General features: G+C 33.7%; 20 protein-coding genes and 1 pseudogene. 8 read left to right on the top strand and 13 right to left on the bottom strand.

Going from position 1 to position 14,793, the window contains the following annotated elements:
• Position 1: 1 nt before the first annotated feature.
• The 4 genes from DT250_RS22065 to DT250_RS22050 form a co-directional block, all read right to left on the bottom strand.
• Positions 2-622 carry a class D sortase gene (locus DT250_RS22065; protein ID WP_088064656.1) on the bottom strand — a complete coding sequence of 207 codons (621 nt, stop codon included), beginning with the start codon at positions 620-622 and terminating at the stop codon, positions 2-4.
• Between the two features lie 88 nt (positions 623-710).
• Positions 711-1,199 (bottom strand): LPXTG cell wall anchor domain-containing protein, encoded by a 489-nt coding sequence (locus DT250_RS22060; RefSeq protein WP_097808224.1) that lies wholly within the window; start codon positions 1,197-1,199, stop codon positions 711-713.
• A gap of 177 nt (positions 1,200-1,376) precedes the next feature.
• Positions 1,377-1,709 (bottom strand): hypothetical protein, encoded by a 333-nt coding sequence (locus DT250_RS22055; RefSeq protein WP_097889153.1) that lies wholly within the window; start codon positions 1,707-1,709, stop codon positions 1,377-1,379.
• Positions 1,710-1,892: 183 nt separating this feature from the next.
• The gene (locus DT250_RS22050) at positions 1,893-2,108 is read right to left on the bottom strand and encodes a hypothetical protein (protein ID WP_097889152.1); all 216 of its coding nucleotides are present in this window, start codon (positions 2,106-2,108) and stop codon (positions 1,893-1,895) included.
• A 160-nt stretch (positions 2,109-2,268) separates the two neighbouring features.
• Between DT250_RS22050 and hpt the strand changes: the two genes are divergently transcribed.
• From hpt to DT250_RS22035, 3 genes are all read left to right on the top strand, one after another.
• Entirely contained in the window at positions 2,269-2,796 is a 528-nt protein-coding gene (gene hpt / locus DT250_RS22045) for a hypoxanthine phosphoribosyltransferase (RefSeq protein WP_001047287.1), read from the top strand.
• Between the two features lie 86 nt (positions 2,797-2,882).
• Positions 2,883-3,785, top strand: coding sequence for a diacylglycerol/lipid kinase family protein (locus tag DT250_RS22040; RefSeq protein WP_000167910.1), 903 nt, complete (start codon positions 2,883-2,885; stop codon positions 3,783-3,785).
• Positions 3,786-3,933: 148 nt separating this feature from the next.
• A complete protein-coding gene (locus tag DT250_RS22035) occupies positions 3,934-4,113 on the top strand; it encodes a cold-inducible protein YdjO-related protein (RefSeq protein ID WP_000289924.1) in 180 nt (59 codons plus the stop codon).
• A gap of 283 nt (positions 4,114-4,396) precedes the next feature.
• Here the strand turns inward: DT250_RS22035 and DT250_RS22030 are convergent.
• The 3 genes and pseudogenes from DT250_RS22030 to DT250_RS22020 all read right to left on the bottom strand — a co-directional run.
• Positions 4,397-4,713: pseudogene (locus DT250_RS22030) on the bottom strand (FtsX-like permease family protein); the annotation flags it as partial.
• Positions 4,714-4,732: 19 nt separating this feature from the next.
• The gene (locus tag DT250_RS22025; RefSeq protein ID WP_088064659.1) at positions 4,733-4,912 is read right to left on the bottom strand and encodes a hypothetical protein; all 180 of its coding nucleotides are present in this window, start codon (positions 4,910-4,912) and stop codon (positions 4,733-4,735) included.
• Between the two features lie 75 nt (positions 4,913-4,987).
• Positions 4,988-5,335, bottom strand: a complete 348-nt coding sequence (locus DT250_RS22020) for a YxeA family protein (RefSeq protein WP_088064660.1) — start codon at positions 5,333-5,335, stop codon at positions 4,988-4,990.
• Positions 5,336-5,551: 216 nt separating this feature from the next.
• Between DT250_RS22020 and DT250_RS22015 the strand changes: the two genes are divergently transcribed.
• Both DT250_RS22015 and DT250_RS22010 read left to right on the top strand, forming a co-directional pair.
• The gene (locus DT250_RS22015; protein WP_088064661.1) at positions 5,552-6,010 is read left to right on the top strand and encodes a helix-turn-helix transcriptional regulator; all 459 of its coding nucleotides are present in this window, start codon (positions 5,552-5,554) and stop codon (positions 6,008-6,010) included.
• Positions 6,011-6,083: 73 nt separating this feature from the next.
• Positions 6,084-6,467 (top strand): hypothetical protein, encoded by a 384-nt coding sequence (locus DT250_RS22010; protein ID WP_087984913.1) that lies wholly within the window; start codon positions 6,084-6,086, stop codon positions 6,465-6,467.
• A gap of 71 nt (positions 6,468-6,538) precedes the next feature.
• Here DT250_RS22010 and DT250_RS22005 read toward each other — a convergent pair whose 3' ends face one another.
• Positions 6,539-7,138, bottom strand: a complete 600-nt coding sequence (locus DT250_RS22005) for a DedA family protein (RefSeq protein ID WP_088609435.1) — start codon at positions 7,136-7,138, stop codon at positions 6,539-6,541.
• On the bottom strand, positions 7,138-7,716 hold the full coding sequence (locus DT250_RS22000) for a class I SAM-dependent methyltransferase (RefSeq protein WP_088064663.1): 579 nt from the start codon (positions 7,714-7,716) through the stop codon (positions 7,138-7,140). The genes DT250_RS22005 and DT250_RS22000 overlap by 1 nt, the downstream gene beginning before the upstream one ends.
• A 296-nt stretch (positions 7,717-8,012) precedes the next feature.
• Here DT250_RS22000 and DT250_RS21995 point away from each other — a divergent pair, with 296 nt between their 5' ends.
• Together DT250_RS21995 and DT250_RS21990 are read left to right on the top strand one after the other, a co-directional pair.
• Positions 8,013-9,242 carry a helix-turn-helix domain-containing protein gene (locus DT250_RS21995; RefSeq protein WP_088609434.1) on the top strand — a complete coding sequence of 410 codons (1,230 nt, stop codon included), beginning with the start codon at positions 8,013-8,015 and terminating at the stop codon, positions 9,240-9,242.
• 273 nt (positions 9,243-9,515) lie between these two features.
• A complete protein-coding gene (locus DT250_RS21990; protein ID WP_088064665.1) occupies positions 9,516-9,785 on the top strand; it encodes a YolD-like family protein in 270 nt (89 codons plus the stop codon).
• 93 nt (positions 9,786-9,878) lie between these two features.
• Here DT250_RS21990 and DT250_RS21985 read toward each other — a convergent pair whose 3' ends face one another.
• Both DT250_RS21985 and DT250_RS21980 read right to left on the bottom strand, forming a co-directional pair.
• Complete coding sequence (locus tag DT250_RS21985; protein ID WP_088064666.1) at positions 9,879-11,828, bottom strand: ABC transporter permease; 1,950 nt, start codon at positions 11,826-11,828, stop codon at positions 9,879-9,881.
• Positions 11,815-12,585, bottom strand: a complete 771-nt coding sequence (locus DT250_RS21980) for an ABC transporter ATP-binding protein (protein WP_000859654.1) — start codon at positions 12,583-12,585, stop codon at positions 11,815-11,817. Before DT250_RS21980 ends, DT250_RS21985 begins: the two co-directional genes overlap by 14 nt.
• 306 nt (positions 12,586-12,891) lie before the next feature.
• On the opposite strand from DT250_RS21980, the gene DT250_RS21975 reads away from it, so the two are divergent.
• A complete protein-coding gene (locus DT250_RS21975) occupies positions 12,892-13,764 on the top strand; it encodes an AraC family transcriptional regulator (RefSeq protein WP_088064667.1) in 873 nt (290 codons plus the stop codon).
• Positions 13,765-13,806: 42 nt separating this feature from the next.
• Here DT250_RS21975 and DT250_RS21970 read toward each other — a convergent pair whose 3' ends face one another.
• On the bottom strand, positions 13,807-14,445 hold the full coding sequence (locus DT250_RS21970) for an SdpI family protein (protein WP_149213704.1): 639 nt from the start codon (positions 14,443-14,445) through the stop codon (positions 13,807-13,809).
• Positions 14,442-14,714, bottom strand: coding sequence for an autorepressor SdpR family transcription factor (locus tag DT250_RS21965; protein WP_088064669.1), 273 nt, complete (start codon positions 14,712-14,714; stop codon positions 14,442-14,444). The genes DT250_RS21970 and DT250_RS21965 overlap by 4 nt, the downstream gene beginning before the upstream one ends.
• Positions 14,715-14,793: the final 79 nt, after the last annotated feature.

Below are 14,793 nucleotides of genomic sequence, written 5' to 3'. Positions count from 1 at the left end.
TTCATTTTGAATAACTAGCCGTTAACTTCGCCTCGATAATATATCTATCTGGTGCATCCCCTATATAATCAAATGGATAGCAAGTCGTTAGTGTTAATATCGGTTCTTCTTTTTTTATAATAACAGTACGATCATCCGCATGGGTAATCCATATCTTTTGAATTTCGTATGTGTAAGTTTTATTATCATACTCTAAAACAAGAGTGTCTTTTTCTTTTAACTCTCCTAAATCTGTAAAGACAGTATCCCGGTGTCCACTCAGTACAGTATGTCCCCCTCCAGATGGTGTTGTCGTTACATCACTAACGAACATTCCAACTCCTTTCTTCAACGTTGCATCATCCGCTCCCCAGTATATAGAAAACTTCTTCTTTATTTTCGGTATATTTAACAGTGCAACCTTTTCTCCTTCTTTATGTTCTGTTTGAGAAGAAGGTACTTGGGAAGTTACAGGTGTTTCGTAAGAAAGTTGCTTATGTTGTATATTTTCAAGGCTCTTTAATTCTTCTTTCGTTAATTGTTGAGCAGAGCTTTTTCCTTTATACCATTCCATAGCGTAATATGATCCCGTGAATAGCCCTATGGCCATCAATATGATACCTATATAATTGAGTAACTTCATGTTCATCCCTCCATGCCAAAAATGGTAGGAATAACCTACCATTTTTAATATATGAAATTATTCCATTCTTTATAGGACAATATTTTATTTACGCCTTAACTTTATTGCGACGATTCAAACCAAATAATGTCCCTATCCCTACAAGACATGCGCTTAGTGCCATCATTGCTACATTATTAGATGCTGTGTTTGGTAATTTTTCACCTTGTACAGCTGGCTTCGCTACTTCTTTTTTTACCGCACCATTTTTTTGTTGTACTTGTGCTGCTTCTTTTTTTGCCATATCATTTTTCAACTGTTCTTGTGCTATTCTCTTTTTCTCTTCTTCACTTTTTTGCTGTTCCTTAATCAATGCTTCTTTTTTCGCCTTATCGTTTTTCAACTGCTCTTGCGCTATTCGCTTTTTCTCTTCTTCACTTTTTTGCTGTTCTTTAATCAATGCTTCTTTTTTCGCTTTATCTTGCTGCAGTTGTGCCTGTTCTTCCTTTGTTACTGTTCCAGTATCCGCACTCGCTACTGAAGAATATCCTACTGTTAAAAGTGCCATTGCACAAATTGGTAATAGTCTCTTTTTCATCTTCATTCTCTCCTTATATTTTATTCACATCAACTCGCATCGGATGTATCACTAGAATAAACAAGAGATATAAATATAAGATGCAGATGAAATATATTTCATTTAAAGATTTCATTGTAGAAAAATAAAAAAACATCGCAATATATGCGATGTTTTTTCGGGTGTGTGTCTCAATATTTACATGTTACTTTCGCGTGATGTAGAAGTAGAACAGGCCGGAGCGATAACTAATTGTCTCGGCTCAGTTTTCTTTAAGTGATTTTTGACGTTACACTTACGACGTTGAACAACCCACGCTTTAATAGGGTTTGTCAAAATAATCTTTTGCTCTTCGTTAGGGGCCTCTTCTTCAAACCTACAACTTTCGCTCCATTTATTCCATTTCATTGTAAATTTAGAAGAAAAATGATCGTCTTCTCGATCAAACAAGTGCAAAAAATCCATTTCGCCAGCTAGCATTACGGTGTTGCTAGTTGCTAAAAAAGAAAAGGTCGTCCAACGTTTCTCCATGCCCTCCTACTCCTTTTTCACATATAGAGTGCCTAAAACTTAATTTACCTAAAATATGCTTGCCTTTTACCTTACACTTATAGTTTATCCAAAACACTACTATGCAACTATCGATTTGCCTTACAACTACCTTACATTTTTGTAAGAAACAAAAAACCTTCACTCTCTATACGTGAAGGTTTCTCATTTCTTATCTATATGATTTTTCATATGATCCACTCCAGCTTCTTGTAGCTGTGACATCATACCGTGGGAAATTGCGCCTAATACTAAAGTCATTCCAATTAGTGAAATCCGAATCGCTGGTACATCAATTATGTAAGCCAAACTACCAAGAACAATTGTTAAAAGTAATGCTTTTATAAATGTTGCACTTGTATACTCTTTCTTTCTCATCATAATCATCCTTTTGGAAGCGTTTTCTTGATGTAATCAGTATATCATATCATCTGACTATTTTGTGGGGATTTCTGTAAAAAACTTATATCTTCTTTGACTTTTCCCCTTCTTTCCTTTACAGTCGAAATGTTCACAAGTTTTACACTGTAGGAGGACTCCAATGAATCTTGAAATAAAAGATACTTTAATTTCTGAAGAACAATTACAAGAAAAAGTAAAAGAACTAGCACTTCAAATCGAACGTGACTTTGAAGGAGAAGAAATCGTAGTAATCGCTGTATTAAAAGGATCTTTCGTATTCGCTGCCGATTTAATTCGTCACATTAAAAACGATGTAACAATCGACTTTATTTCTGCATCTAGCTACGGAAATCAAACAGAAACAACTGGAAAAGTAAAACTATTAAAAGATATCGATGTAAACATCACTGGAAAAAACGTAATTGTCGTAGAAGATATTATCGATTCTGGTTTAACACTTCACTTCTTAAAAGATCACTTCTTTATGCATAAACCGAAAGCATTGAAATTCTGTACGTTACTTGATAAACCTGAGCGTCGTAAAGTGGACTTAAAAGCTGAATATGTTGGCTTCCAAATTCCAGACGAATTTATCGTTGGCTACGGTATCGACTGCGCAGAAAAATATCGTAACTTACCATTTATCGCTTCAGTTGTAACGGAATAATATAATAGAATAAACTTCCACCATCAATTACTGGTGGAAGTTTATTTTCTATCACGATTCGTAAAAGACAAAGGGAGAGAATAAAAATGACAAAAACAAAATTTGAAAAAGTACTCCTCATCGTAAATCCAAAAGCAGGGCAAGGCGATTTACATACGAATTTAACGAAAATTGTACCACCTCTTGCGGCAGCTTTTCCTGACTTACATATCCTTCATACGAAAAAGCAAGGTGATGCAACAAAATATTGTCAGGAGTTTGCTAGTAAAGTAGATTTAATTATCGTCTTTGGTGGTGACGGCACTGTATTTGAATGCACAAATGGCTTAGCACCTCTTGAAACTAGACCTACACTTGCAATCATTCCAGGCGGAACTTGCAATGACTTCTCTCGCACACTTGGCGTTCCGCAAAACATCGCAGAAGCAGCAAAACTTATTACACAAGGACATGTAAAACCAGTTGACGTCGCAAAAGCAAATGACCTACACTTCTTAAACTTCTGGGGCATTGGACTTGTCTCTGAAGTATCAAACAATATCGATGCGGAAGAGAAAGCAAAGCTTGGGAAAATTGGTTACTATTTAAGCACCATTCGAACTGTCAAAAATGCTGAAACATTCCCCGTAAAAATTACGTACGATGGACAAGTATATGAAGACGAAGCCGTCCTTGTTATGGTTGGAAACGGTGAATATCTTGGTGGTATTCCATCCTTTATTCCGAACGTAAAATGTGATGACGGAACACTTGATATTTTTGTTGTAAAATCAACAGGTATTCAAGCGTTTAAAGATTATATCGGGAAGAAACTATTTGAAGACTCAAATGAAAATGACATCTTCCATGTAAAAGCGAAATCCATTCATATTGAAACAGAAGAAGAAAAAGAAGTAGATACAGATGGAGAAAGCTCGCTTCATACACCTTGTCATATTGAACTATTACAAGGACACTTTACGATGATTTATAATCCTGCGGTTGTGTAATCAATACTTTATTATACTTTAATAATTACTAAACTTCGCATTTTTGCGAAAAATACAGTATAATTAATAAGTAAAAGGTTGTTAACAAAAAATGTTAACAACCTTTTTATTTTTTCAAAAAAACTTTTCACTTTAGAGGAGCGATCACATGTATTGGAGAAAAAATGATAAGCCTGTAGAAGATCCCGAAGCGATAGCTATATGGGAATGTACGGCAAAAGACTGCCGTGGATGGATGCGTAAAAATTTTTCATTAGAAGAAGAACCAAAATGTCCATTATGCAAAAATGATATGAATAGTAGCGAGCGTTTATTACAAAAGCTCTAACTTCTGCTTTTCTCCACTTTAAATATTAGAATAAAGGATTATCTTTCTCCTTATCTACAAGATGCATTTCCTATATGTGAATAGAAAGAAAATAGATAATAGCGTAAAACATTGAAACAGAAAAGAGATGGTTTTCCCATCTCTTTTCTGTTTCAAATTCCCCTTATCAAACCTTAGTTATGCACACCTCATTTTAGCTAATAAAAAACGAAAAACTTTATCACTATTTTCATTTACTCACAATCCGAACATAAGAATGAACCGTTAAGAAATAATAACTAATATAAATAACGCTATATCCTTTAAAAGATGTATAAAGAAAAATGAAACAAAAAAATACATGCTGTATCAATAACCGCTCCAATCGGTACTTCAAAATGAACGTTTACGCCTAATTCCATCATGCTTACTAATAACTGAAGGAATGATTTTGAAAGTAAACTACCAATTACAATGCCGATTACTAATCGATAGTAAAACCATTAACGTATTTTCATAAAACAGCATTTTGCCTATTTCTTTTTTTCCAATACCTAGTAAAGAGTAAAGACCTATTTCTTTCTTACGCTTTCGTGTAAAAAATCCAAAACCATACAAAATGATTTCAAATTTCCTATAATTAAAATGTTAAATTACATTTCGAACAAAAGGGAGCAGAATTGCCTCTCCTAATTTTCGCATTACATTTTGGACAATATACATATCGCTCTTCTATCTTTTCTCGTTCTATCATATGTAAAGATACTATTCTCATACTACACATAACCCCGATTAAAATAAGACTAACAATGAGTAGCATCACCCTCGCCCCCTTACACTAAACATTACCATAAAACAACAAAACCGATTCTCTCATTGAGAATCGGTTTTATACTTATAATCCTAATTTCGCCTTCGCTCCATCAGGAATTTTATCTGTTGTTACTTGTACTTTATTATGTAAGAACTTACCTCTCGTAAGCACATGCCAGTATGAGCCTTTTGGTAATTCATCTACTTCGTCAATTGTAACTTCTTTTTTCTTACCATTTTCATCATAAGCTTTCACTTTATATTCACGACCTTTATTTCCACCTAACTCTTTTCCATCGTTATCAATTATTGCATAATGGTCCTCTATATCAAGAAATGGATTCATTCTATCAAACCCCGCGCTCCCCTTTAATAAATATGCCGCTCCTGCGACGATAACAAGTAGTGATCCAAAAATAAATCTTTTCATCTATATTCCACCTTTCATTATGTTTTCTTTAAGGTTTTTCTAAGTATAGAGCTTATTTCTTAATAAAAACTCGTTCGATTTCTTAACATTTTCTTAAACTAAAAGTGAAATATTAATTAAAAAGATTGAAATAGACAAAAAATAACTTTTTACACTCCAATTGACAAAATTACACCTTTAGTGTAATTTTACACTATAAGAAAAAGGAGCTGCATTATGGATAAACAAAAATTTATTGAACTCGTTAATTCAAAATTAAAACTCATCCGTGTTGAAAATAATCTATCACAAGATAAAATGTCAGAAATTATTGGTTTATCGAAGAAAACATTAGTAGAAATCGAAAAAGGAAGACGCACGCTAACATGGGCAGGCGCAGTTTGTGTCGTAACACTCTTCGAACAGAGCGATACAGTCCAGATGACATTTGGGGATGATGTGAATGAAATTATAAAAACAATCGCTTTTACACATTACAGTACAAACTTCCCGAAGACGTTAGGCGGAAAAGTGTGGTGGCGACAAATAAAAGAATTAAACGGTTATCAAATACAACAAAATATTTTATCTCAACATTATCGAATTTTAGATAAAGAAGACCGCAGAATATGCCATTCATTCGATTTCGATGAAATTGAACAGCGATTTATGGAAATGGCAAAAACATCTCAATAAAGTAAAACTTTAATCAGTGGGGATTTTACTGCCCTTTAATACGGGATAAAATAAATTTCGGAGTATAATTCAAATGGAAAAACAGACAAATATCACGATTTTAAATACGCTAATCATTAGCACGTTAGTATTCAATTTATTTATTTTCACATCAAGAATGAGCTTTTTACCTTGGTATATTGAAGATGGATGGGGCTATCTAGGATTATTATTTACGTCCTTTATTTTCTTACTTTGCTTCTTTCAATCTTCGAAGCTTCATAAAGACGGAAAGTTAACTACACTACAAAAGTTTATTCCACTTGCTTCTGCCATACTTTCAATCTTTGTTCTTATCACTCCATCAAGTGATTTTATGACTATACTAGCTAATCTAATCAATACAATCATATTAACAATTTATATAACTGTATTTCAAACAACACCTAATGTAAGTAATGAAAAGCTATTACATTAAAAGGGAGAGTTATTCTACAAAATAACTCTCCCTTTTATACTACTCTCAATAAGCGTAAGCCCTCATTCTATTTATTTACTCATCACCGTACTTCTTCTTTGCTTATACAAATAAGCACCACTCGCAACAACAAAAACAATTCCGCCAAAATACACGCCATACTCTATCGCAAGCGCTACAATCCTTTCAATATGTTGTCCAAATAAAGAACCGAGTACAAAGTAAGCAAGTGTCCAAACAAGTCCTGTCGTATAGGAATACAAAGCATACGTCTTAAATGACATGTTATTCATTCCAACTAAATACGGTACGATATGTCTGACGACTGGTATGAAGTAGCTTGTGACTAACGCATAATGGCCATACTTCTCTACCATTTGTTGAGATTTCAAAAGATATTTCGCCTTTTTCTTTTTCATTAGCTTATCAAGTACTTTTATACCAAATATTTTTCCTACTATATAACCTAACGACAGCCCAGATACAACGCCTAAATAGGTTAATAAAAATGCTGGAATGACACTTAATATCCCTAATGAAGAGACAAACCCACCACTCATTACGATCATTTCGTCTGGAATTGGCATACCGATAATACCTAACCATAAACAGAAAAATAGTGCCCAATAGCCATACTGTTCAATATAAGATAATAATTCATGTAATTCCATTAGGCATAAGCTCTTCTTAACTCTTTTTTACAGCTAAAGATGTACGCTGGCGGGAAATTGAGCCACACTTTTTCGAGCGTAATTTCAGGGAAGAAATGTTGTATAAATCCTTTTTTCACAAGTGAATATTGAAATGTAATAAATTCACCTGTCTCATGTATCGCCTCCATTACATTGTTTAAAATACGCTTTGAAACTTCTTCTGGTAAAGATGTAAAAGGCAATCCCGATAAGACGTAATCAATGCATTCTATCTGTAATTCTTCCATATACTTCTTTATATTTTCAGCTGAACCATGTACCACAATGACGTTCTGCTCATTTTTAAACTTTCTCTTTAACTCTTTGCAAAACACTTCATTAATTTCAATAAGAAGAAATATCGTTTCCTTCTTCTTTCTCTTCATAATTTCTCTCGTGAAAACCCCTGTACCAGGCCCTAGCTCTACGATACATTTCGCTCTATTAAAATCAATGACATCTACCATTTTCTTTGCTAATATTTTTGAACTTGGCGCAATTGCACCAGTATGTTTCGGATGTTTTATAAATTCATGTAAGAATGTTATGAGTTGCATGTAACCCTCTCCCCATTCGTTCGATAGTTTTTAACTTGTTTCTAAGTATAACTATCGTTTCTTAACAAAAATTGAGGAGATTTCTTAAGATTTTATGAAGAATGAAACATTTCTTATTCCATATATAAATACCTCTTTTATATTCATTAATTTGGTATAGTAGATATAAAAAGAACTTTTATGGAAGGTACCATCACTACGTTTATTTTCATGTAAGCAAACAAAGGCAAATAATAAGAAATATAGATTTGAGTCTGAATATGTGGTATTCCAAAACTATTTAAAAGGAGAAGATAATGAATAATTCCATCGACCTACAGCACTTATGTGACCTTGTACATAGAACATTCCATGTTCCTGTTCAATTTCTATCTACTGATAAAAAAATTGTATATGAATCTACTTCTCATACAATTGGTAGTCCATTTTATTCTTCTAAAGAAGAACATCTTAATGAAATTTATCAAGAAAACGTACCTTGCAATTTTCCAATTTTCAAAGGAAATAAGTATCTTGAAAATTTCATTAGCATCCATATAACAAATCATGAACATATAAAAGGTACAATTATAATCGGCCCGACTACCTATCCAAAAGTATCAGATGAAATGGCGATTAAACTGATGAAGTATTTCAACTGTAATAATAAAATGCAACAAGGAGTAGATTACTATCAATTTCTACCCGAGATTAAAAAAAGCACGTTAATTGATATAAGTATTTGGTTACATTACGTCATTTTTAATGAAAAATTAGATAGAGATATTGTCTGGAAAGAGAATAAATTACTCGAAGATGTTTCTTATAAAATCGTAAATCCTGATTTATACATTTCAAAACGTCGCCGGCATGATCCGCAAAATTATGACATATCATTGGAACGCAAATTTTTTTCAGCCATTAAAGAAGGCAATACAGAAAAGGTCATACAATATGCGTATTCATTCCCCCAAGAAGATGCGACAATTTGGTCTAAAGGAGATCAGCTTAGAAACCAAAAAAATAATGGCATTATCGCCATTACGCTAGCTATTCGATATGCGATAGACGGTAATCTTCCATCGCATATTGCTTTTTCACTCGGTACTTTATATATACAAACGATTGAGAAACTAGATAACATGTATTCCGTAAATAGGTTAATTGAAGATGCATTATGTACTTTTGCAGAACGTGTAAAAGAATATCATAATCAAGCATATTCTAATTCCATTACTACGTGCCTCAATTATATTAACAAGCATATTTACGATGAAATATCTTTGAATGATCTTGCTAACCTTTTACATATTTCCCCTACTTATTTATCAAAACTATTTAAAAAAGAAGTGGGAATTCCTTTAATTGAATACATCCAGAGAGAACGAGTAGAAGAAGCTAAAAAATTATTAACATTAACGACTTATCCATTATCAGATATTTGTGCCTGGCTTAATTTTAATGATCAAAGTTATTTCACAAGAGTCTTCAAAAAAATTGCGGGTATGACGCCTAGACAATATCGTGAAAATCATACCGTTATATAAAAATGCTTACTTAATATAGAAGGTGAGATAGTTGTTATACTAGCTCACCTTCATCACATCGATTTATTCCCCTTAATAAAGTTTGAATCCCATTCAAAAAAGTACAAGAATGACAAATAATTACTATAAATAAGTGAATGAATTTGATAATTTTTTAGTACGAAGCCAATCCTGCTCCCAATCATCCATACTTACTTCGTTCTATCACACAAGGTACTTCCATAGTAATTAGCCTTCCCATATAGAAAATATATTGTTAGGAGAATAGAAAGCATGAGTAGTACAAATATATCAAAATCGACTGATATGAAAGAATCGCAAATAGTATCACCCTATGATGATAGAGACAAAATTGAAGATACTTTATTACGCTCTTACATTTCAGAAAAAGAAATATTGATCACTTATTATAAAGATGGTTATTTCCCTACAAGTTATATGACTGTAATGGAATTAAATCCTTTGAAGCGTTCTTTACTTTGCATAGATGCCTTTAACCGAAAGCATACTTTTAGTTTCATCGACATAATCGATGCGCGTTAATTATCTCTTCATTATAATTAGAACGTAAAAAAAGCCATTCACCTCATAAAAAATTAGGTAAATGGCTTTCTTATTTTCTCGCAGCTTCACTTATTATTTCGCACTCACAATCTTATAATAAGAACGAACTGTTAGGAAGTAATATCCGATATAAATGACACCATATACTCCAATACTAATTAGGAGCGGGATCATAATTTCAAATGGTAATATATTTGACAAACCTTTTAGTGCAAATAAACTGTGTAAAATACCGATAATTAACGGAATAGCAAAGATAAAGCTCACTTGTTTTGCTATAGCTCTCTTCATCTCTTGCTTCGTTACACCAATTTTATGAAGAACAACGTAACGATCACGGTCAGCACTTGCTTCTGTAAGCTGTTTAAAGTAAATGATTGAGCCTGTCGCTAATAGGAAAACTAATCCTAAGAATAGCCCAATGAACATCATTAAACCTGTCGTTTCAATTCCCATTTGGAATCCTGTATAGAAATCGTTAAATGGTTTTAAAACTTCCGATTCGCCTGCTGGCATAACGTTTGCTAATTTCGCTGTTAACTCTTTACTATTTCGCTCACCTTTTACATCAATATTTTTTACAGCGCGTGTTTCATATACTTGTTTCGCCTGCTCATATGTTTGATCTGGAACGATTACAAATAGTTCATTTAAGTTTGTAAGACTTCTACTATTTACACCTTTAATGTTTAGCTCTTTCGATTCATTCCCAACAGGAAATACAGCTTTATTTCCTGTATAAAGAGGACCAAAATCAAGTTTTTCAATATAGAGGCTATCGTATACAAAGGCTTCATTCGCACTTAAATTTACAGGCTCTACATCTAATCGTTTCGCAATTGTATTAAAGCTTGATTGAGAAATAAGCTGGTACTGCTTCGTAACATTATAATGTGTGTTCAGCACTTGATCTGCTCTTTCACCTTTAAATGTTCCCTTCACAGGAATCATTTCAACTTCTGATTCATATGTCACTGGATGATTGCTCTTCTCTCCAGCAAGTATTTCTTTTACTTTTTTATCTAGTGCTTCATCTTTTTTCTCGTAAGAATAACTATACGGAGCAGCAACTTTTGATTGCGTAAATGTGTTGTAATACATCGTAACTGACGTACCAACCGCTGTTAATGTCACTGCACTTAAAATAGCAATTGTTGCTAGTGATTTCGAGTTTCCTTTAATGCGATATAGTAGTTGCGATGTCGTTACCATATTCATACCGTTATAAAATGCTGACTTATTATTTCTTGCTCGCTTCAATACAAATACTGTGAAGAACATAAACAATAAATAAGTTCCTGCTACTGTCGCTAGTAAAATGTATAATGCAACGACCATAAAGTCTGCATACATAACTGCTTTCATGTACATTAACGCTAAGAAATAACCTGAACCGATTAAGAAAACTGAAATTAACGCCATCACTACGGATCCTTTTGGCATTGCTTCTCCTTCGCGTTCCGCTCGGAAAAGTTCAATTAGCTTAAAGCGATAAATTAAACGATATCCTTGAAGTGATGTATACAAAATAATCACAAAGAAAATAAGTGCTGTATCAATAACTGCGGCCATCGGTATTTCAAAATGAACGTTTAAGTTTATTCCCATCATACTTATTAGTAGTTCAAGGAATAGTTTTGAAAGAACGCTACCGATCGCAATTCCGATAATTAAAGACATTAATCCCATTAACATATTTTCATAAAACAGCATTTTACCAATTTGTCTTTTACGAATGCCTAATAAGGAATATAGCCCAACTTCTTTTTTACGCTTCCTTGTAAAGAAACCGTTCGAATATATAATGAACACCGCTACGAAAATAATTAGCATAACACTTGAAACTTGGAACGCTCCGCTAATTTTTTTAGAAGCTTCCGCAGCTTTTTCCATTTGTGAATTATACTGCAACGCCTTAAATGTAAAATAAATGACGATGCTAAAGATCATAGATGCAAAATATACAAAGTAGTCTTTAAAATTCCGCTGTATGTTTCGGAGGGCAATGCTAGATAAGGTCATCAGCCATACCTCCGGAAATGGAAGACATTACGTCAACGACTTGTTGGAAGAACTGTTTACGCGTTAATTCCCCGCGGTGCAATTCTTTATATAACTCACCATCTTTAATGAAAATAACTCGTTTACAGTAACTCGCCGCAAACGCATCATGTGTTACCATTAAAATTGTAGAGTTATCATATTCATTTAACGACTTCATACTTTCAAGTAAATCTGTCGCTGATTTAGAATCAAGCGCTCCTGTCGGCTCGTCCCCGAAAATCATACTAGGATTCGTAACGATCGCACGCGATGCTGCGCAGCGCTGCTTCTGTCCGCCTGACACTTGATATGGGAACTGACTTAAAATGTGATCAATACCGAATTTCTTTGAAATTTCAAGAACGCGGCGATCAATCTCACTCGCTTTCACCTTTGATAACGCAAGAGGTAACGCAATGTTCTCTTTTACCGTTAACGTATCTAATAAATTATAATCTTGGAAAATGAACCCTAAATGATCGCGGCGGAATAACGCTAACTTATCATCGTTCATCTTCACGATATCTTTTCCATCAATTAAAATTTCACCGTTCGTCGCATTATCAATTGTAGAAAGAACGTTTAGTAAAGTCGTCTTACCAGAACCAGAAGGTCCCATAATTCCAACGAACTCACCTTCTTTTACTTGTAAGTTGATACCTTTTAACGCTGCAAATTTATTACCACCCGTGTCATACACTTTTTCAATATTTTTTGCTTCTAACACTGTTTTCATCTCGACATCCCTCATTTCTTCTATTCTCTATTTTCAACTATATACACTCTCTACTCTTGCCACTATCGATGTTTCTTACACAAACATGACAGTTATGTAAGACGCATAAGTAAAGATATAAAAATTTAACCTACTGAACAAAAGTACTTTGTTACTATAGCATTGGGATATCATACCATCCATTCATTCTCCTTACAGGAACATTACAATTTTGTAAGGTTAAAAATGTACCCTACAAAGTTGTGCATGAAATGTCGGATGGACTTCGTTTGTTCCTGCTATTCTATTTAACAAGGAGGTCATCGTATGGATTCACTTAAAAACATGAATGCGGCAATGCAATATATTGAAAATAACTTAACAGATGAAATTGATTTTAAAGAAGTCGCAAAAATAGCTTACTGCTCTGAATACCATTTCAAAAGAATGTTTTCTTTCCTAGCTGGCGTATCACTATCAGAATATATTCGTTGTAGGCGTCTTACTCTTGCTGCTTTTGAACTAAAAGATAGCAATGCAAAAGTCATTGATGTCGCTATCAAATATGGATACAACTCACCCGATTCCTTTACACGTGCCTTTCAAAACTTGCACGGTATAACGCCTTCAGAAGCTCGAAGTACAATTCGTTCTTTGAAAGCTTATTCACCAATGACCTTCCAGTTATCGATTCAAGGAGGAAATGAAATGAATTATCGAATTAAAGAAAAAGAACCATTTCGAATTATTGGTATTACGAAACGAGTACCGATTGTGTTTAATGGTGTAAATGAAGAAATTGCTTCTATGTGGAAGAGTCTAAATCCAGAGTCCATTCAAACGTTAAAGTCCCTTTCAAACATGGAACCGAATGGAATTATTAGTGCTTCTACTAACTTTTCTGAAGGAAGGATGGAGGAAAAGGGAGAACTTGATCACTACATTGGAGTAGCCACAACGAAAAATTGTCCAGCGCAATTCGCGCAACTTGAAGTCACAGCTTCAACGTGGGCTATCTTTGAAGCTGTCGGTCCATTTCCTGAAACATTACAAAATGTATGGGGACGCATTTATTCCGAATGGTTTCCTTCTTCCAACTATGAATTAGCGGTAGGACCGGAAATATTGTGGAATGAACAGAAAGATGTATCTTCTCCAAACTTTAAAAGTGAAATTTGGATACCGATTTTGAAGAAATAAGAAATAAAGCTGCTCTTCCTTAGAAGGAAAAGCAGCTTTTATTTACATTTTTAGTTCTTTTTTATAAGCAACATAAGAATATCCCATCGTTAGTCCTACTGCACCGATAATAATCCCAATTATTAAGAAAGCTTTCCATACTACTGGGGCAAAAATACTTAACATCATAATAATTCCTAATACAACAAACACCTTTCCACTAAAACGGTGTGTCTTCCTCCACACTTCCTCGTTACTTAATGTCCACGGTGTTTTTATACCTACAAAGTAGTTTGGTTTACATTGTGGTAAATAGTTGCCGATGACTATAAATAAAAGACCAACAAGAATATGCGGTGTACTATTCATGGGAATGTCATAACCTAATCCAGCACCAATTCCAATGATACTTACTAAAAATAATAGGACTAATACGCTATAATTCATTACATTATATCCTTTAGAAAATTTCTTATAATTCCCATGCTTCGGATCTATCTTAGACAATAAAGTCAATAACACATATATAAAAACCATAACTGCAACATCCAAAATCATCATGCCCATTTTTGACATATGTCCATCTACCTCACCAGCAAGATTCCAATGACTCGGAACCTCCTCCGGTAAATGCGGCCACGCGGCACACCATGCAATAATCGTTAAAGCAATTAATAATAACGGAAATATATGCTTCCTCATTTCCCCTCTTCCCCCTTATTCGTAAATGTAAACACCCAAGTCAATAAATCTTGAAATACAGTTGTATTTAAAGAGTACATAACGAATTGCCCTTTTTTTTCATCTTGAATAAGTTCAGCATTTTTAAGTGCGTTTAAGTGGTGTGAAATACTTGGCTTCGTCATATTGAAATGTTCAGCAATCTCACCAGCAGTTAAATCATCTTCTTTCAATAAGTCCAAAATTTTTCGCCTTGTTGGATCTGCTAATGCTTTGAATGCTTGATTCAATGTCTTTCTTCCTTTCACTAATTAGACATTTAGATATTTATCTAAATATTAAATCACTTCCAATTAATTATCAATTATA

Source organism: Bacillus sp. AR2-1, assembly GCF_008368755.1.
GTDB classification, from domain to species: Bacteria; Bacillota; Bacilli; order Bacillales; family Bacillaceae_G; genus Bacillus_A; species Bacillus_A wiedmannii.
Note: the sequence above shows the minus strand (reverse complement) of the source record. Positions and strands in the feature narration are given on the sequence as shown.

What these genes read in the sequence shown, in the direction of transcription:
- DT250_RS22055 (WP_097889153.1), bottom strand. Translation starts at nt 1,709, where the DNA reads ATGGAGAAACGTTGGACGACCTTTTCTTTTTTAGCAACTAGCAACACC.
- DT250_RS21990 (WP_088064665.1), top strand. Translation starts at nt 9,516, where the DNA reads ATGAGTAGTACAAATATATCAAAATCGACTGATATGAAAGAATCGCAA.
- DT250_RS22025 (WP_088064659.1), bottom strand. Translation starts at nt 4,912, where the DNA reads ATGCTACTCATTGTTAGTCTTATTTTAATCGGGGTTATGTGTAGTATG.
- DT250_RS21975 (WP_088064667.1), top strand. Translation starts at nt 12,892, where the DNA reads ATGGATTCACTTAAAAACATGAATGCGGCAATGCAATATATTGAAAAT.
- DT250_RS22040 (WP_000167910.1), top strand. Translation starts at nt 2,883, where the DNA reads ATGACAAAAACAAAATTTGAAAAAGTACTCCTCATCGTAAATCCAAAA.
- DT250_RS22005 (WP_088609435.1), bottom strand. Translation starts at nt 7,138, where the DNA reads ATGGAATTACATGAATTATTATCTTATATTGAACAGTATGGCTATTGG.
- DT250_RS21995 (WP_088609434.1), top strand. Translation starts at nt 8,013, where the DNA reads ATGAATAATTCCATCGACCTACAGCACTTATGTGACCTTGTACATAGA.
- DT250_RS22065 (WP_088064656.1), bottom strand. Translation starts at nt 622, where the DNA reads ATGAAGTTACTCAATTATATAGGTATCATATTGATGGCCATAGGGCTA.
- DT250_RS21985 (WP_088064666.1), bottom strand. Translation starts at nt 11,828, where the DNA reads ATGACCTTATCTAGCATTGCCCTCCGAAACATACAGCGGAATTTTAAA.
- DT250_RS22035 (WP_000289924.1), top strand. Translation starts at nt 3,934, where the DNA reads ATGTATTGGAGAAAAAATGATAAGCCTGTAGAAGATCCCGAAGCGATA.
- DT250_RS22010 (WP_087984913.1), top strand. Translation starts at nt 6,084, where the DNA reads ATGGAAAAACAGACAAATATCACGATTTTAAATACGCTAATCATTAGC.
- DT250_RS22020 (WP_088064660.1), bottom strand. Translation starts at nt 5,335, where the DNA reads ATGAAAAGATTTATTTTTGGATCACTACTTGTTATCGTCGCAGGAGCG.
- DT250_RS22015 (WP_088064661.1), top strand. Translation starts at nt 5,552, where the DNA reads ATGGATAAACAAAAATTTATTGAACTCGTTAATTCAAAATTAAAACTC.
- DT250_RS21970 (WP_149213704.1), bottom strand. Translation starts at nt 14,445, where the DNA reads ATGAGGAAGCATATATTTCCGTTATTATTAATTGCTTTAACGATTATT.
- DT250_RS22000 (WP_088064663.1), bottom strand. Translation starts at nt 7,716, where the DNA reads ATGCAACTCATAACATTCTTACATGAATTTATAAAACATCCGAAACAT.
- DT250_RS22060 (WP_097808224.1), bottom strand. Translation starts at nt 1,199, where the DNA reads ATGAAAAAGAGACTATTACCAATTTGTGCAATGGCACTTTTAACAGTA.
- hpt (WP_001047287.1), top strand. Translation starts at nt 2,269, where the DNA reads ATGAATCTTGAAATAAAAGATACTTTAATTTCTGAAGAACAATTACAA.
- DT250_RS22050 (WP_097889152.1), bottom strand. Translation starts at nt 2,108, where the DNA reads ATGATGAGAAAGAAAGAGTATACAAGTGCAACATTTATAAAAGCATTA.
- DT250_RS21980 (WP_000859654.1), bottom strand. Translation starts at nt 12,585, where the DNA reads ATGAAAACAGTGTTAGAAGCAAAAAATATTGAAAAAGTGTATGACACG.